The sequence below is a fragment of the Pseudochelatococcus sp. B33 genome, from assembly GCF_053570585.1.
In genome coordinates, this window is sequence record NZ_JBSEFH010000006.1 from 54,219 (window position 1) to 72,272 (window position 18,054).

Annotated in this window: 8 protein-coding genes; 5 read left to right on the forward strand and 3 right to left on the reverse strand. The window is 68.2% G+C overall.

Translation table 11 applies throughout. The annotated features are described in order from the left end of the window. Positions 1 to 167 precede the first annotated feature (167 nt). Positions 168 to 6,455, forward strand: coding sequence for an MBG domain-containing protein (locus ACUSIJ_RS08015; protein WP_449307852.1), 6,288 nt, complete (start codon positions 168 to 170; stop codon positions 6,453 to 6,455). 184 nt (positions 6,456 to 6,639) lie between these two features. Then, positions 6,640 to 7,734, forward strand: coding sequence for a heat-inducible transcriptional repressor HrcA (hrcA, locus tag ACUSIJ_RS08020; protein ID WP_449307853.1), 1,095 nt, complete (start codon positions 6,640 to 6,642; stop codon positions 7,732 to 7,734). Positions 7,735 to 7,798: 64 nt separating this feature from the next. Here the strand turns inward: hrcA and ACUSIJ_RS08025 are convergent, their stop codons facing one another. Further along, positions 7,799 to 8,809 carry a GNAT family N-acetyltransferase gene (locus ACUSIJ_RS08025; RefSeq protein ID WP_449307854.1) on the reverse strand — a complete coding sequence of 337 codons (1,011 nt, stop codon included), beginning with the start codon at positions 8,807 to 8,809 and terminating at the stop codon, positions 7,799 to 7,801. Between the two features lie 301 nt (positions 8,810 to 9,110). Here ACUSIJ_RS08025 and hrpB point away from each other — a divergent pair, with 301 nt between their 5' ends. Continuing rightward, positions 9,111 to 11,642: an ATP-dependent helicase HrpB gene (hrpB, locus tag ACUSIJ_RS08030; RefSeq protein WP_449307855.1), complete on the forward strand. Its 2,532-nt coding sequence runs from the start codon at positions 9,111 to 9,113 to the stop codon at positions 11,640 to 11,642. 88 nt (positions 11,643 to 11,730) lie between these two features. Continuing rightward, positions 11,731 to 12,453, forward strand: a complete 723-nt coding sequence (locus tag ACUSIJ_RS08035) for a 3-keto-5-aminohexanoate cleavage protein (RefSeq protein WP_449307856.1) — start codon at positions 11,731 to 11,733, stop codon at positions 12,451 to 12,453. Positions 12,454 to 12,485: 32 nt separating this feature from the next. On the opposite strand, the gene ACUSIJ_RS08040 is transcribed toward ACUSIJ_RS08035, so the two are convergent. Beyond that, positions 12,486 to 13,001, reverse strand: a complete 516-nt coding sequence (locus ACUSIJ_RS08040; RefSeq protein ID WP_449307857.1) for a DinB family protein — start codon at positions 12,999 to 13,001, stop codon at positions 12,486 to 12,488. A gap of 183 nt (positions 13,002 to 13,184) precedes the next feature. Between ACUSIJ_RS08040 and ACUSIJ_RS08045 the strand changes: the two genes are divergently transcribed. Continuing rightward, positions 13,185 to 13,580, forward strand: a complete 396-nt coding sequence (locus ACUSIJ_RS08045) for a RidA family protein (RefSeq protein ID WP_449307858.1) — start codon at positions 13,185 to 13,187, stop codon at positions 13,578 to 13,580. 115 nt (positions 13,581 to 13,695) lie between these two features. On the opposite strand, the gene rpoC is transcribed toward ACUSIJ_RS08045, so the two are convergent. Next, entirely contained in the window at positions 13,696 to 17,925 is a 4,230-nt protein-coding gene (gene rpoC / locus ACUSIJ_RS08050) for a DNA-directed RNA polymerase subunit beta' (RefSeq protein WP_449307859.1), read from the reverse strand. Positions 17,926 to 18,054 lie beyond the last annotated feature (129 nt).

The following is an 18,054-nucleotide window of genomic DNA, read 5'->3' on the forward strand; positions in this document are numbered from 1 at the left end:
TGACTCCATGAACAAATAATATATAGATAGCCATGTGTTAACAAACTGCTTGGCTTTTACTCGGCGCTCTGCTTCGCCAGTGGTGATTTTTTCTGGCGTTTTGGCGCTCGTATCGATTTGTAAGCCTGCCGCGCCGGCATGCTTGCTTTCAGGGTGGAGCGCGTCATATGGTCGGCAAGTCTGAGACCGTTTCCCGCCGCCTGCAGCGCCGGCTTTCCCGCCTCGCGGTGCTCGGCAGAGCCGCCGGCGTGGGACTGGTCTTCGCCGCCGCCGTGTCGTCGCCGGCAGCCCTTGCCCAGACGCTGCCGACCGGCGCGCAGGTCCTCGGCGGACAGGCCGCCGTCGCCGGCGACGGACCGCACCTCGATGTGCGCCAGTCCACGCCCGCCGCCATCATCTCCTGGCAAACCTTCTCCATCGGCGGGGCCAACAGCGTCCGTTTCGACAACGGCGCCGGCGCGACACTGAACCGCGTGCGCGGCAACGTCGCCTCGCAGATCGACGGATCGCTCACCGCGACAGGCTCGCTCTATCTCGTCAACCCGGCCGGCGTCGCCGTCGGGCCGACGGGCCGCATCGAGACCGGCGGCTCCTTCCTCGGCTCGACGCTCGACCTCGCCGACGAGGAGTTCGCCAAGGCCGCGAAGGGCGAGACCTACACGCTGAAGGGCGACAGCGCCGCCTCGGTGGTGAACGCCGGCAGGATCGGCTCCCTCGGCGGCGACGTGGCACTGGTGGGGCGCACTGTGGAGAACACCGGCGACATCGACGCGCCCCGGGGCACGGCGGCGCTGGCGGCCGGCACGGAAGTGCTGGTGCAGGACCGGGCGCTCGACGGCGGGCGCTTCGTGGTGAAGGCGGGCCGGCAAGGAAGCAACTCGGGCACGAGCGCGCGCAACAGCGGCAGCATCAGGGCGGCGGAGGTGGAGCTGCGCGCCAACGGCGGCAACGTCTACGCGCTGGCGGGCAACCGCAAGGGCGTGATCGTGGCGACAGGCACCGCGACGCGGGGCGGACGCGTGTTCCTGACGGCGGGCGACGCCGGCGCCGTGGAGGTGACGCAGCGCGTGGCTGCCCGCAAGGCGGACGCCAATGCAGCGAGGCCCCCGCGCGGCGGAGAGATCCGCGTCGCGGGCAGGAACGTCAAGGTCGCGGCGACGCTCGACGCGAGCGGCAGGGCTCCTTCAGCTGCGCCGGGCGTGCTGCCCCCGGCACGGCCTTCCGCGCTCGACGGCGACGGCGGCACGGTGATCGTCACCGGTGAGGCGATCACGCTGGCGGATACGGCGCGCCTCGACGTCTCGGGCGCCAGGGGCGGCGTGGCGCTCGTCGGCGGCGATTTCCAGGGCGGCAAGGACGCGGCGAAGAACTACGTTGCCGAAAAGGTCGCAACCGCCAGGACCCTGACCGTGGCCGCGGGCGCGACGGTTGCGGCGGACGGCGCCGACGACGGCGGCCGCATCGTGCTATGGTCGGACGACCTCACCGCCTTTGCCGGCCACGTCTCTGCGACGGGCGAGACCGGCCGCGGGGGCGATGCAGAAGTGTCGGGCAAGGCGGTGCTGTCGTTCCGTGGCACGGCGAACCTGAAAGGGCCGCTGGGCACCGGTACGCTGCTGCTCGATCCGCATGATCTCGAGATCGTGGCGGGTTCGGGCGGCGACGCCGTCCGGAACGGCCATGACTTCGACCCCGCCGGAGACAGTTCGACGCTTGGCGCGGACACGCTGACGGCCCTGCTGGAGACCGCGCACGTCACCGTCACGACCAACGGCGGCGGCTCTCAGGCAGGCAACATCACGGTCAACGCCGACATTGCGTGGACCAACGCCTTCACGCTGACGCTCCAGGCGCACAGCGACATCATCATCAACAATCCTATCACGGCCGCGAAGGGCGGCCTCGCGCTGGACGCGGCAGACGGCACCATCGCCATCAACGCCGCCATCACGGCGGTGAACGGTAGCCTGACCTTGAGAGCGGCGGACGGCGACGTCGACAATGCCACCATCACCACCGGCGAGAGCGGCGCCATCGACGTCGGCATGTTCTATCTGGAATCGGGCGCGTGGGTGCAGAAAGACTCGCTCCCCGGCTTCACGGCCAATGACTTCCGCATCGCGGGCGGGCAGGCGGTGACGGACTATGCCCCCGAGCCGACGGTGACGTTCCTGCGCGTCACCGACGGCGACGGCAGCGCCGCCACGCCCTACCTCATCGCCGACGTCTACGGCCTGCAGGGCATAGCGACGGTGCTGGACAAGCACTACAAGCTCACGGCGGACATCGACGCCTCCGGCACGGCGAACTGGTACGGCGGCACGGGCTTCTCGCCGATCGGCGTTGCCGGAGGCTACTTCACCGGCTCGTTCGACGGCCTCGGCCATGTCGTGAAAGGGCTGACCATCAACCGGCCGCAACAGAGGAATGTCGGCCTGTTTTCGGTTGCCCACACCGGCGCGACGATCCGGAACGTCAGCCTCGATGATGTGGAGGTGACGGGCCAGAACTATGTGGGGGCGGCAGTTGCGGTTGCCTCCGGCCTCATCAGCAGCGTCAACGTGTCCGGCACGGTGGAAGGTCAGAATTTTGTCGGCCTTCTGACCGGGGAGAATGGCGGCACCATCACCGGCGTTTACACCCAGGGCGCGGTCTTCGGCCGGGACGTCGTCGGTGGTGTAGTGGGGCAGTTCTATAACGGCGGAACGATCAGCAATTCCGCCTCCGCCGCGCAGGTGACGGGCACGGGCAACAACATCGGCGGGGTCGGCGGGCTCGTGGGCCGCATTGTCTTTGATTCCAACGGCGCCCACGTCAGCATCGAGAATTCCTGGGCGGCGGGGAATGTCGTGTCCGGCGCCGTCCCCGCTGGCGGTCTGGTCGGCTTCATCGGTCCCGACCCCGTCCTCGGAACGGACGCCTCCGTCAGCATCACCAACGCCTACGCCGCCGGCAGGGTGGAGGGCGCCGACTATGCCGGCGGGCTGGTCGGGGAGCTCAACGCCGGCCTCGGCACGATCACGATCACCAACGTCTACGCCACGGGTAAGGTGACCGGCGACGTCGCCGCCGGCGGACTGATCGGGCATCGGATCAGCGGCGGCATCATCGGCAGCTTCTGGGACAAGGACACCACCGAAAAGAACGACGTCATCGGTGTAGACGATCTCGATGGCGCGGATCTGGGCGCCACCGGCCTCACCGCGGCCGACGCCTACCTGAAAGACACTTACACCGAAGAGGGCTGGATCTTCGCCGTCGACGATCCGTGGTACATCGTCGACGGCGACACCCGGCCCATGCTGCGGATGACACTCGACGTGCTCGGCAACCCCGACGGCGGCAACACATACACCATCCGCAATGCCGAGCAGCTGCAGCTCATCCGGGCGCATACGGATGCGGATACCGGCTATGCCGCGGGCAGGACCTACGTCCTCGCGAACGACATCGACTTCGCCGCCGCGTTCACCGACAGCAGCGTCTGGCGCACGGCGACGACGAAGGACGCCGACGCCAATCTCTTCGGCTTCGTGCCGATCGGCACATTTGCCGATGGGATTTATTTCGGGGGCGTGTTGGACGGCCGTGGCCACATCATCCAGGGTCTCGTCATCCACCGGCCGCAACAGAGCTACGTCGGCCTGTTCGGAAGTACCGGCAGCGCGACGATCGAAAACCTCAGCCTCGGGGATGTGCGGGTGACGGGCGAGGGTATCGTCGGCGGCTTGGTCGGGACAGCCAGCACCACGGCCATTGACAACGTCCGGGTAACCGGCTCGGTAACGGGCACCGGCAACGAGGTCGGCGGCCTCGTCGGCGGCCAGAGCATGGATGGCGGCAGCATCACCAACGCGTGGGCGGACGTGGACGTAACGGGGGCGAACTTCGTCGGCGGACTCGTCGGCGCCCAGAACACGTCTGACAATATCATCGCGAATTCATACGCCACCGGCAACGTGCAGGGCAGTGTCAGCGTCGGCGGCCTGCTCGGGGGTGGCGCCGGTGCCATCACTGGCTCCTACGCGACCGGCGCGGTGACGGGCACCAGCAACGTCGGCGGCCTGGCGGGGCATGACGACGGCACCATCACCGACGCCTACGCCACCGGCGCGGTGACGGGCGAGTACTACGTCGGCGGGCTCGTGGGGTATCTCGTTGCCGGCACCATCACCAACGCCTGGGCCTCGGGCGACGTCGCGGCAGAGCACGGCGACGCCGGTGGGCTGGTGGGACGTCAGGATGGCGGACGTATCGAGAATGTCCATGCCATGGGTGACGTGACGGGCGGCATAACAATCGGTGGGCTGGTCGGATGGCATAGGGACGGCACAATCTCCACCGCCTACGCCACCGGCGACGTGGCGGGAACCGAGCATGTCGGCGGTCTCGTCGGCGGCCAGGGTATCGTCGGCGAGGATGGCGCCATGATCGTCAACGTCTACGCCACCGGCCGCGTCCATGCCAGCGACCGGAATGCCGGCGGGCTGGTGGGCACGCAAGTAGCCGGCGTCATCACCAACGCCTACGCCGCGGGCCGGGTGACCGGCGGCAGTAACCTCGGCGGGCTCGTGGGCCACCACCGCGAGGGCGACAGCACCATCACCGCAAGCTTCTGGGACAAGGACGGCACCCGGCTGGCCGCCGCGATCGGGCTCGACGAGGGCACGGGCGAGCGGGACATCACCGGCCTCACCACGGCGCAGATCACGAGCACCGGCTATTTCATGAATATCGCCGAAGCCAAGGGCTGGGACTTCGACACCGTCTGGGCCCCGCCGGGCGACACTTACCGGCCCGAGCTCTACGCGCTGTCAAAGGTCATTCGCGTGCACGCTGACGGCGACGCCACCGCGACCTACGGCGCGAATGCCGGCACATGGGTGGGCGGCACGCCGGCGGATTTCGCCGCCAATCCCGGCCTCGTCCTCTCGGGCCTCCACGTCGGCACGTATGGCGCGGTGGAGGTGACGGGCCTCCCGACCTCCGGCAGCAACGGCTATCGTTTCATCTATACCGCAGGCGTCGAGATCACGAAGGCCGCGCTGACGGTAACGGTGAACAGCGCGGCGAAGACCTACGACGCGACCATGTGGAGCGGCGGCAACGGCGTGACCTACACCGGCCTCGCCGGCGGCGATACGGCGGCCGCACTCGGCGGTGCGCTGGCCTGGGGCGGCTCGGCGCAGGGCGCGCAGAACGCCGGCAGCTACACCCTCACCGCCAGCGGCCTGACGTCGGCCAACTACGACATCACCTATGTCAGCGGCGCGCTGACCATCGGCAAGGCCGCGCTCACCGTGACAGCGAACGACGGGGCGAAGACCTACGACGCGGCCCCGTGGAGCGGTGGCAACGGCGTGACCTACACCGGCTTCGCCGGCGGCGAGACGGCGGCCGCACTCGGCGGTGCGCTGGCCTGGGGCGGCTCGGCGCAGGGCGCGGCCGACGCCGGCAGCTACACCCTCACCGCCAGCGGCCTGACGTCGGCCAACTACGACATCACCTATGTCAGCGGCGCGCTGACCATCGGCAAGGCCCCGCTCACCGTGACAGCGAATGACGCGGCGAAGACCTACGACGCGGCCCCGTGGAGCGGCGGCAGCGGCGTGACCTACGCCGGCTTCGCCGGCGGCGAGACGGCGGCCGCGCTCGGCGGCGCGCTGGTGTGGGGCGGCTCGGCGCAGGGCGCGACCGACGCCGGCAGCTACACCCTCACCGCCAGCGGCCTGACATCGGCCAACTACGATATCGCCTATGTGGACGGCGCGCTGACCATCGGCAAGGCCCTGCTGACGATCAACCCTGCGGCAGGACAGCAGAAGACGATCGACGACGATACCTTCCGGATCGCCTTCGACGCGACCGGCTGGCAGGGCGGCGATGGCAGTGCCCTGCTCTCCGGCGCGCTCGGCCACGACGGCACCGCGCCGGGCCAATGGGCGATCACGCTCGGCTCTCTGGCGGCGGGCGGCAACTACACCCTTGCGCTGGTGGCGGGATCGACGCTGGAACTCCTCGCCCGGCCAATCCCGACGCCGGAGCCGGATCAGCCCGGAACCAGCGGCGATCCGATGGAGCAATTGCCCTGGGAAGGCCTCGCCCTGGCGGAGATCGCCACCGGCGGCAACGGCATGGCGATACAGATCGCGCGCAATCTGACGGCGCTCCCCGTCGCCGACGCGGTCCGGGTGACGGCGACATTCGTTGAGACCGCGACCGTACCCGCCCAGCGCCGGCGCGTGACGACGCCCGTCGCGACCAACAGCGACACGCGCACCATCGGCCGTACCGGCGACGAGATCGTCGGAGAGGCCGCGAGCACAGCCGGCGCCGACGAGGACAACCCCTATGTAAGAAAGCTTTGCGACGCCTCGGGTATCGGCGGCGGATCGGGCGGCATCGGCAGCCGGGCCTTCGTGCCACTCAAGCTGCGCGGCGGCACGTGCAGCTGACGGACCAGGGCAAGGGCCGGCGCGACAGACCCGTCGGCCTTTCGCAAGATCGACCGGCATTCGCCGGAGCCGGGCGGTTCTTTCCCCCGGACGGTGAACCGCTCAGGCGGCTGCGGCAATTTGTGATCACCGCATTTTATGGTAACGCTGGGGAGCGCCATGACAAGGCTGTGGCGAGGCCCGGATGAGCAGACGTTTTCACACCATCCCCAATACCGAAAGCGCACGCCTGATGTCGGAACTCGACGAGCGCTCGCGCGAGATATTCCGCCGCGTGGTCGAAGGCTATCTGTCCACCGGCGAACCGGTCGGATCGCGCAATCTGGCACGCATCCTGCCCATGCCGCTGTCGCCGGCCTCCGTCCGCAACGTCATGTCGGACCTGGAGCTAGCGGGCCTGCTTTATGCGCCGCACACCAGCGCCGGGCGCATGCCCACCGAACGCGGCCTGCGCTTCTTTGTCGACGCCATGCTGGAAATCGGCGATCTCGACGCCGAAGAAACGGGCCGCATCGAAGCCCAGGTTGCCGCCGCGGCCGCGGGCGCTTCCCTCGACACGCTCTTGTCGGAAGCGACCGTCATGCTTTCCGGCCTCACGCGCGGCGCGGGCGTGGTGGTCACCAGCAAGCAGAACCCGCAGCTCAAGCACATCGAGTTCGTGCGCCTCGACCCCACGCGCGCGCTCGTCGTGCTGGTGGGCGAGGACGGCAGCGTGGAAAACCGCCTGCTCGATCTGCCGCCCGGCCTGCCGCCGAGCGCGCTCATCGAGGCCGGCAACTTCCTCAACGCCCACATTCGCGGCCTCACGCTCGGCGAGTTGCGCGCGGAAATCGAGGAACGGCGCACCAGCATGGAGCACGAGCTCGACGCGCTGGTGGCGAACCTCATCGACGCCGGGCTCGCCGTCAGCGTCGGCGCCAGCGAGGGGCGCCAGCTCATCGTGCGCGGACAGGCCAATCTGCTCGACGACCTCAAGGCGGCCGAGGATCTCGAACGCATCCGCACGCTGTTCGCCGATCTCGAAACCCAGAAGGACGTCATCGACCTGCTCTCGCGCGCCGAAAACGGCGAGGGCGTGCGCATCTTCATCGGCTCGGAGAACAAGCTGTTCTCGCTCTCCGGCTCCTCGATGATCGCCGCGCCGTTCCGCGATTCCAACCAGACGATCCTGGGCGTGGTCGGGGTCATCGGCCCGACGCGCCTCAACTACGCGCGCATCGTGCCCATGGTCGACTACACCGCCCGCGTGGTCTCGCGCATCCTGGAGCGCGGGCGCTGAGGGGCGCTCACGCGCTGCACAGGATTCATGAAGGCCGAGAGACGGCTCACCGGCCTTCGCGATATCACGCCGCGTGGCGGTTGGCCGTGGCGCCGAAATGGCCGATGTAGCGCGGGTTGATCGCCTTCACCGGCAGCATCACCAGCACGTCGGTGGTGCCGAACTGCCGGTCGATCACCGCCCCCTCGCCGATCGTGCCGCCGAGCCGCAGGTAGCCCTTGATCAGCGGCGGCAGGCTGTGCAGCGCGGCCTTGGCGTCGATGCTTTCCCTGGCCAGCAGGTCCATGGAGACGAACCGCTCCGGCAGGGCCTTGACGTTCCACTCCTCGGGGGCGCGCGCGAAATGATGCAGGAAGCTCAGCGGCAGCGCCAGCGCCTTGGGATCGACGCCCTCAAGGCTCGCGCAGCCGAACATCACGTCGATGCGGTGATGCAGCACATAGGTCCAGATGCCGTGCCAGAGCAGCTCCACCGTGCGCTTGTTGCGATAGGGCTTGAGCACGCACGAGCGGCCGAGCTCCAGGAAATTCAGGCCCGGATTGGCGTCGATCACCGGCTGGACGTCGAACTCGCCGGCCGTGTAGAAGCCGAAGTAGCGGTCGGCGACCTCCTGCCGCAGCAGCCGGTAGGTGCCGACGACCTTCGGCTTGTGGGGGCGGAAGGGTTTTCGCGGAGCGTCGTGATCGAGCACCAGCAGATGATCGCAGATGGGGTCGTAGTCGTCCATGTCGCGCTGGGCCAGCATGCAGGCCGCATTGGGCACGGCGGACATCTCATTGTAGAAAACGCGGTAGCGCAGGCGTTGCGCCTGGCGGATCTCGCGCTTGGTCGTGGCGAGGCGCACCTCAAGCGATCCGAGGCGGCCGAGCACCGGGTCGAGCCCGCCGGTGTCGAGGGCGCCGAACTTCAGGCCCCCGGCCAGCATGCCGCCCTTCAGCTTGCCGTTCTGCACCCAGTTCCACGATTTGGGATTGCCCCAGATCCGGGGCTGAAGGAAAGCCGGCACGCGCCCGGCGCGGTCCGGCGCCGGGCCATCGGCGCCGGCATTTTTCTGATAGATCGGACTGCTCGCCATCCTGCGTCAACCGCCCCCCAATGCGCGATGAACCGGACCCCCTGCCGAGAAGCCGAGCCCTTTGTCGTCAGGGCCTTGGCGCGACGTCCGACCCGGCGGGATCGGAATGCGCCCTGCGATTCCCCGCTTCGAGCGACTTCCGGCCGGCCACCTGATTTTACCTGATCGGAAAGCGCTCCGGGATTCGGATCACCATTTCATCCCGTCAGCAGAGCATAGGCTTTCGACAGTTCAATGACAATGGTGACGTGTCTGTCGCCGTCTCACATGTTATCGATGTCCGAACCGCTGACCGATCTCCATGACCGACGAAACATTCTGGACCAACGAAACATTCTGGACCGACGAAACATTGCGTCTTCCCATCGACGATGTGCTGCCGGCGCTGCTGGCCGCGCTGGCGACGCATCGCAACGCCGTGCTCGTCGCCCCGCCGGGCGCGGGCAAGACGACACGCGTGCCGCTCGCTCTCCTGGGCGAGGAATGGCGCGCGGACGGGCGGATCGTCATGCTGGAGCCGCGCCGCCTCGCCGCCCGGGGCGCGAGCGCGCGCATGGCCGAGACGCTGGGCGAGGACGTCGGCGGCACCGTGGGCCTGCGCGCGCGCCTCGACACCAAGGTCGGCCCGCGCACGCGCATCGAGGTGGTGACGGAGGGCGTGTTCGCCCGCATGATCCTTGACGATCCGGAATTGTCGGGCGTCGCCGCGGTCATTTTCGACGAGTTCCATGAGCGCTCGCTCGACGCCGATTTCAGCCTCGCGCTCGCCCTCGATGTGCAGTCCGGCCTGCGGGAGGATCTGCGCATTCTGGTGATGTCGGCCACGCTCGACGGGGCGCGGGTGGCGCGGCTCGTCGGCTCTCCCGGCGCCCCGGCCCCGGTCATCGAATCGCAAGGCCGCGCCTTCCCGGTCGAGACGCGCTATATCGGCCGCGACCCCGCGCGCCGCATCGAGGAGGACATCGCCGCCGCCGTGCGGGCGGCGCTCGCTGCCGAGAGCGGTTCGATCCTCGTCTTCCTGCCCGGACAGGCCGAGATCCGCCGTGTGGAAAACCTGTTGAACGAGACGCTCGGGCCAGCGGTAAAGACCGGTGCAAATGCTGTGGATATCGCGCCCCTCTACGGCCGGCTCGACCGCGCGGCGCAGAATCTCGCCATCCGGCCGAGCGCCCCCGGCCGGCGCAAGGTGGTGCTCGCCACCTCCATCGCCGAGACTTCGCTGACCATCGAGGGCGTGCGTGTGGTCATCGATTCGGGCCTTGCCCGCGTGCCGCGCTTCGAGCCCGGCATCGGCATCACGCGGCTCGAGACCGTGCGCGCCTCGCGCGCCGCCGTCGACCAGCGCCGGGGCCGCGCCGGCCGCACGGAGCCCGGCGTGTGTTACCGCCTGTGGGAGGAAGCCGCCAACGGCGCGCTGCCAGCCTTCTCGGCGCCGGAAATCCTCACCGCCGATCTCGCGCCGCTCGTTCTCGACTGCGCCCGCTGGGGCGTGGAGGACCCGGCCACCCTCGCCTTTCTCGATCCGCCGCCCGCCCCGGCGCTGACCGAGGCGCGCAACCTGCTGCGCTCGCTCGACGCGCTCGATGCGCGCAACCGGCTCACCGACACCGGCCGCGCGCTGCAATCGCTGCCGCTGCCGCCGCGCCTCGCGCGCATGGTGGTGGAGGCGCGGCGCACGGGCGAGAGCGGCGATGCCGCGGAAATCGCCGCCGTCCTGGTCGAACGCGGACTTGGCGGCAACGCGATAGATCTTGCCGAGCGCGTCAGCCAGTTCCGTCGCGACCGCTCGCCCCGCGCCGGCGACATGCGCCGCCTCGCCCGCCAGTGGGGCGGCCCGCCTGCCGGGGATGCTCCCGCAGGGCCGCCGCTGGCGCTCGCCTTTCCCGATCGCATCGCCAGGGCGCGGAAAAGCGATGACTTCCGGGACGGCACGTATCTGCTCGCCAACGGGCGCGGCGCGGTGCTCGATCCCGCCGAGCGGCTCGCGCGCGAGGAGTTCCTGGCGGTGGCGGAAATCGTCGGCTCCGCCGCCTCCGCCCGCATCGTCTCCGCCGCCGCATTGACGCGCGAGGACGTGGAGCGGCTCGCAGGGGAGCGCATCGTCGAGGCCACGGAAGTGACCTTCGACACCGGGGCGCGGGCGCTGCGCGCGAGGCGGACGCGCCGTCTCGACGCGATCCTGCTCGACCAGAAGCCATTGCCTGCCCCCGCCGACGAAGCCTCGGCCACCGTGCTGGCGCGAGGCATCGCCTCGGCAGGCATCGCCGCGCTGCCCTGGACGAAAGCCCTCGCCCAATGGCGCGCCCGCATCGGCTTCCTGCGCCGCGCCGCAGGAGACGGCAGCGAGTGGCCGGACGTGTCCGACGCCGCGCTCACCGCCGCCGTCGAGGACTGGCTCGCCCCCCACCTCGTCGGCCTGACGAGCCTGGCGCAGATCGACGTGCCGGTTCTCGACGCGGCATTGAAGTCGCTGCTGCCGTGGGCCCAGCAGCAGAAGCTCGACCGCGAGGTGCCGACCCATTTCACCGCGCCCACGGGCTCGCGCATCGCCGTGGATTATTCCGGGGAAAACCCGTCCATCGCCGTCCGCGTGCAGGAGCTTTTCGGGCTGACCGAGCACCCCGCCATCGCCCAGGGACGCATTCCGCTCACCCTCGAACTGCTGTCGCCGGCGCACCGCCCCATCCAGATCACCCGCGACCTGCCCGGCTTCTGGCGCGGCTCGTGGGCTGCCGTGCGCGCCGAGATGCGCGGCCGCTATCCGCGCCACGTCTGGCCGGACGACCCGACCGCCGCCACCGCCACCACCCGCGCCAAGCCGCGCAGCACGTGAGAGAATCCCGCGAACGGGCCGGATCCGGGCCCTTTGCTGATCGTCGCCGGCCCGGTAACATGTCTCCCGGAAGCCTTCGGAGACCGGCATGATCGTTCAGGCCTGCATCAATGGCGCGCGCCCCTTCGGCTATCATCCCCGATTGCCGCTCACGACCGAGGCGATGGCGCTCGATGCCATGGCCTGTATCGCGGCCGGGGCCGCCGAGATACACGTCCACCCACGCGGAGCGGACGGCCGCGAGAGCCTGTCGGCGGTGGATGAAACGATGCGTGCCATGCGCCAGGCGTGTCCCGGCACGCTCGTCGGGGTATCGACGGGTGCGTGGATCGAGGGCGACGAGAAGCGGACACGCGACTGCATCGCGGCCTGGCGCGTGTTGCCGGATTATGCCTCCGCCAATCTGTCCGAGCGGGACGCGCCTGCAATCCTGGAATTGCTGCATGACATCGGGGTCCGCGTCGAGGCCGGGCTTGCGACGGTGGCGGACGCCAGGAGATTTGTCGCGCTTCCCGCATGCCATCGGGTTTCCCGCGTTCTCATCGAGATCGAGGAGCAGGACCCGAAGGAAGCCGACAGGATCGCGGATGGCATAGCGCAGGTTCTGCAGGAGGCGGGCGTCGCGCGGCCGATCCTCCTGCACGGGTTCGATGCGACCGTCTGGCATTTCGTCGAACGCGCCCGGCAGCGGCGCTGGTCCACCCGCGTCGGGCTGGAGGACGGGCGTCACCGCGCGCGGGGCGAAGTGACGGGCGGCAACGCCGATCTGGTGGCGGATGCCGTGAGGATATTCCGTCAGGGTTCACCCTGAAGTCCCGAAGCCCCGCGAACGGCGGCTCCGGCTCAAGGCTCCTGAAACGCCTCGGGCATGAATGACACGTCCGTGGCGCCGGGTCTCGCTCCGGCGGCCGTCAGCATCGCATGGATCTGTCCGCGGTGATGGGTCTGGTGGTTGAAGAGCTGGATCAGCAGGATGCCCTTCGGCTTGGTCATCTGCCGGCCGAGCGCCCCCGAAAACCAGGTGAGATCACCCGCGAACCAGTCCGGATCGACACTCTTCGCCCAATGCAGAATCCGATTGTCCAGTTCGGTGCGCCGGTCACGGAATTCCTCCCAGCTTCCGTCGAAGACAACGGACTGCGGTATCCCGCCTTCGGGCGGGGTCGTGCCGGTAAACCGGCTCATCCAGGCCCGATCGGCCCAGAACAGGTGGAAGAAGGTTTTCTGAATGGAGCCGAAGAACGCCCCTCTTTCGAGCTCGCGGGCCTCGGCGGAAAGCGCCGAGGCCGCACTCACGAGATTGTCGTTTTGCCAGAGGTTGTACCTCGCCATCGTCACCGCATAGTCGGCAGTAGGCATCGCGATCCTTTCTGTGCGCTCTTTCGCAAGGCACATGGTGAGCGAAAGTCGCTTTCCGTCAAGCGTTCCGGCAGCGACGGCGAAATTGGCGGGAATAGGTGGAACGCGACCTTGCAGGGGCCTGTAACGTAACGTAGGGATACGCTGACCGCCGCACGGAAAGATCTTGTAGGGAGCGATTCCATGGAACAGCGCAGACTTGTCACGTCTGGGTCGCCGCTCGAACCCGAGATCGGCTTCAGCCGCGCCGTCAGGGTCGGCTCCTTTCTGGCGGTAGCCGGAACCGCGCCGATCGGCCCGGACGGCCGCGCCGCCCACCGTGGCGATGTTTACGCGCAAACCAAGCTCTGTTTGGGCATCGTGCGCCGCGCGATCGAAGAAGCCGGCTGCACCCTGCCCCAGGTCATCCGCACGCGCATCATGCTGACCGACATCGAGCAATGGCGCGAGGCGGCGCGTGCGCACGGCGAGCTCTTCGGCACCATACGACCCGCCTGTACCTTCGTGCAGGTGTCGCGTTTCATCGACCCCGACTGGCTGGTTGAGATCGAAGCGGACTGCGTCGCGTCGGATCCCTGAAGGCGGCAAGGGGTCGAGAGAGGTTCGGCCGGCCCGGTGTCCGCTTCGTCCGCCGGGCCATAAAAAACCCGCGGCCTCTCAGCCGCGGGTTCTTCATTTCGTATGCGTCAGCCGATCACACGTCCGGCTGCGGCTCGGAGAGCGAGGGCACGGTATCGAACACCTGCTCCGCAGTGACGTGATCCGCGGCCGCCTGCGCAGCGACGCGGTTCTCGCGGGCGCGCTGGCCCAGGATCAGCTCGTCGCGGCGCTGGGCGATCTCGCGCAGCCTGGCGGCGATGGCGCCCGTTCCGGCCGGGATCAGGCTGCCGACGATGACGTTCTCCTTCAGGCCTTCCAGCTTGTCGGACTTGCCGTTGACCGCGGCTTCCGTCAGCACCCGGGTCGTCTCCTGGAACGAAGCGGCCGAGATGAACGACTTCGTCTGCAGGCTCGCCTTGGTGATGCCGAGCAGCACCGGCGTGCCTTCCGCCGGCTTCTTGTTCTCGGCGACCAGGCGCTCGTTCTCGTCGCGCAGGTCCGTGCGGTCCACCTGTTCTCCGACGAGGAACTGGCTGTCGCCCGCCTCCGTGATATCGACCTTCTGCAGCATCTGGCGGACGATCACCTCGATGTGCTTGTCGTTGATATGCACGCCCTGCAGGCGGTAGACCTCCTGGATCTCGTTGACGAGATAGGCCGCGAGCTCCTCCACGCCCTTGATGGCGAGGATGTCGTGCGGAGCCGGGTTGCCGTCGACGATGAAGTCGCCGACCTCGATGACGTCGCCATCCTGCAGGTGGATGTGCTTGCCCTTCGGGATCAGATACTCCACCGGCTCCGAGCCGTCGTGCGGCGTCAGCGTCAGGCGGCGCTTGTTCTTGTAGTCGCGCCCGAACTGGATCGTGCCCGACTTCTCGGCGATGATCGCCGCGTCCTTCGGGCGGCGCGCCTCGAAGAGCTCGGCGACGCGCGGCAGACCGCCGGTGATGTCGCGCGTCTTGGCGCTCTCCAGCGGGATGCGCGCCAGCGCGTCGCCCGCCTTCACCTTCGAGCCCGGATCGACGGCGATGATGCCGTCGACCGGCAGCAGGTAGCGCGCGTCGCCGCCGCGCGGCAGCTTGGCGACCTTGCCGTCCGGGCCGAGGATGACGATCGCCGGGCGCAGATCGGCCGTGCGGGCCGAGCCGCGCCAGTCGATGACCACGCGCTTGGCGATGCCGGTCGCCTCGTCGACGGTTTCCGACAGCGACATGTTCTCGATCAGGTCCTCGAAGCCGATGGTGCCGTCCACCTCGGTCAGCACCGGGCGGGTGTAGGGATCCCACTCCGCCACGCGCTGGCCGCGCTTGATCTGGTCGCCGTCGTCCACCTTGAGCCGCGCGCCGTACTGCACGCGGTGCACCGCGCGCTCCTTGCCGTCCGGCCCCAGGATCATGACGCCGACGTTGCGGCCCATGACCACGAGATCGCCGTCTGAGTTGCGCGCCACGTTGCGGTTGCGCAGCTTGACCTCGCCCTCGAAGTTCGTCTCCAGGAACGACTGGTCGGCGATGGTCGCGGCGCCGCCGATGTGGAACGTGCGCATGGTGAGCTGCGTGCCCGGCTCGCCGATGGACTGCGCCGCGATGACGCCCACCGCCTCGCCGAGATTGACCGGCGTGCCGCGTGCGAGGTCGCGCCCGTAGCAGGTGGCGCAGACGCCGTTGCGCGACTCGCAGGTCAGCACCGAGCGGATCTTCACCTGCTGGATACCGGCGGCGGTGATCGCGGGAATATCCTTCTCCTCGATCATCACGCCGGTCGGCACGATGACGTTGCCGGCGGAATCCACCACGTCCTCGGCCGCCGTGCGGCCCAGGATGCGCGAGGCGAGCGTCGCGACGATCTGGCCGGCGTCGACGATGGCGCGCATCGAGATGCCCCGCTCCGTGCCGCAGTCGGGCTCGCGGATGACGGCATCCTGCGCCACGTCGACGAGGCGGCGGGTGAGATAGCCCGAGTTCGCCGTCTTCAGCGCCGTGTCGGCGAGGCCCTTGCGCGCACCGTGGGTGGAGTTGAAGTACTCCAGCACGTCGAGGCCTTCCTTGAAGTTCGAGATGATCGGGCTCTCGATGATCTCGCCCGAGGGCTTGGCCATCAGGCCGCGCATGGCGGCGAGCTGCTTCATCTGCGCCGGCGAGCCGCGCGCGCCCGAGTGCGCCATCATGTAGATGGAGTTCACCGGCTTGTCGCGGCCGCTGTCATCCTTCTGCACGGCGGAGATGCGCGCCATCATCTCGCTGGCGAGCTTGTCCGAGCACTTCGCCCAGGCGTCCACGACCTTGTTGTACTTCTCGCCCTGGGTGATCAGGCCGTCGTTGTACTGCTGCTCGTAGTCCTTCACCAGGTGGCGGGTCTGGTCGACGATCTGCCACTTGTTCTCCGGCACGACCATGTCGTCCTTGCCGAACGAGATGCCGGCCTTGAACGCATGATAGAAGCCGAGCGCCATGATGCGGTCGCAGAAGATGACCGATTCCTTCTGGCCGCAGTTGCGGTAGACGGTGTCGATCATGGCCGAGATTTCCTTCTTGGTCATCAGCTTGTTGACGACGTCGAAGGTGATCTTCGGGTGCTTCGGCAGAAGACGCGACAGGAACACGCGGCCGGGCGTGGTGTCGTGGATCTTCGACACCGGCGCGCCGTCCTCGCCCACGCCCACCCAGCGGTAGCGGATCTTCGAGTGATACGTGATCACGCCCGCGTTCAGCGCGTGCTCGATCTCGTTGTGGTCGGCATAGGCCTTACCCTGGCCCGGCTCGCCGTCGGCCATGATGGACAGGTAATAGAGCCCCAGCACCATGTCCTGGGAGGGCACGATGATCGGCTGGCCGTTGGCCGGGTGCAGGATGTTGTTCGTCGACATCATCAGCACGCGCGCCTCGAGCTGCGCTTCGAGCGAGAGGGGCACGTGCACGGCCATCTGGTCGCCGTCGAAGTCGGCGTTGAAGGCCGAGCAGACGAGCGGATGCAGCTGGATCGCCTTGCCCTCGATCAGCACCGGCTCGAACGCCTGGATGCCGAGGCGGTGCAGCGTCGGCGCGCGGTTCAGCATCACCGGGTGCTCGCGGATGACCTCGTCGAGGATATCCCAGACCTCCGGCTTCTCCTTCTCCACAAGCTTCTTCGCCTGCTTGACGGTGGCCGACAGGCCCTTGGCGTCGAGCCGCGCGTAGATGAACGGCTTGAACAGCTCAAGCGCCATCTTCTTCGGCAGGCCGCACTGATGCAGCTTCATCTCGGGGCCGACCACGATCACCGAGCGGCCCGAGTAGTCCACGCGCTTGCCGAGCAGGTTCTGGCGGAAGCGGCCCTGCTTGCCCTTCAGCATGTCGGCGAGCGACTTCAACGGCCGCTTGTTGGCGCCCGTGATGACGCGGCCGCGCCGGCCGTTGTCGAACAGCGCGTCGACCGCCTCCTGCAGCATGCGCTTCTCGTTGCGGATGATGATGTCCGGCGCGCGCAGCTCGATGAGCCGCTTCAGGCGGTTGTTGCGGTTGATCACGCGCCGGTAGAGGTCGTTGAGGTCCGACGTCGCGAAGCGGCCGCCGTCGAGCGGCACCAGCGGACGCAGGTCCGGCGGGATCACCGGCACGACGGTGAGGATCATCCATTCCGGCTTGTTGCCCGACTGCTGGAAGGCCTCGATGATCTTGAGGCGCTTCATCAGCTTCTTGGGCTTCAGCTCGGAGGTCGTCGTCGCGATCTCCTCCTTGATGTCGGCCGCGGTCTTCTCGAGGTCGAGCGCGCGCAGGATCTCGCGGATGGCCTCCGCGCCGATCTGGGCGGTGAAGCTGTCCTCGCCGTATTCCTCCTGCGCCCGCAGGTACTCTTCCTCGGTCAGGAGCTGATGCAACTTGAGCGGCGTGAGGCCGGGCTCCAGCACCACGTAGGATTCGAAATAGAGAATCCGCTCCAGATCCTTCAGCGTCATGTCGAGCAACAGGCCGATGCGCGACGGCAGCGACTTCAGGAACCAGATATGCGCCACGGGTGCTGCGAGCTCGATGTGGCCCATGCGCTCGCGCCGCACGCGCGCCAAGGTCACCTCGACGCCGCACTTCTCGCAGATGACGCCCTTGTACTTCATGCGCTTGTACTTGCCGCACAGGCACTCGTAGTCCTTGATCGGGCCAAAGATACGGGCGCAGAACAGGCCGTCGCGCTCCGGCTTGAACGTGCGGTAATTGATCGTCTCCGGCTTCTTGATCTCGCCGTAGGACCATGACAGAATCTTCTCAGGGCTCGCGATCGAGATCTTGATCTGATCGAAAGTCTGCGCGGGAGCCTGAGTATTGAAGAGATTCATCACCTCTTGATTCATCGCCGTCTCCTCAAGTCTGCGTGAGCTCCGCATCGGGTCGCTCCCGCCGGCACCCGCGCCCTGCCCAAGCCCGGACGCGATGCCTTGAAATCCAAACACAACAGCGACACCCGGCCATTTTATGGCCGG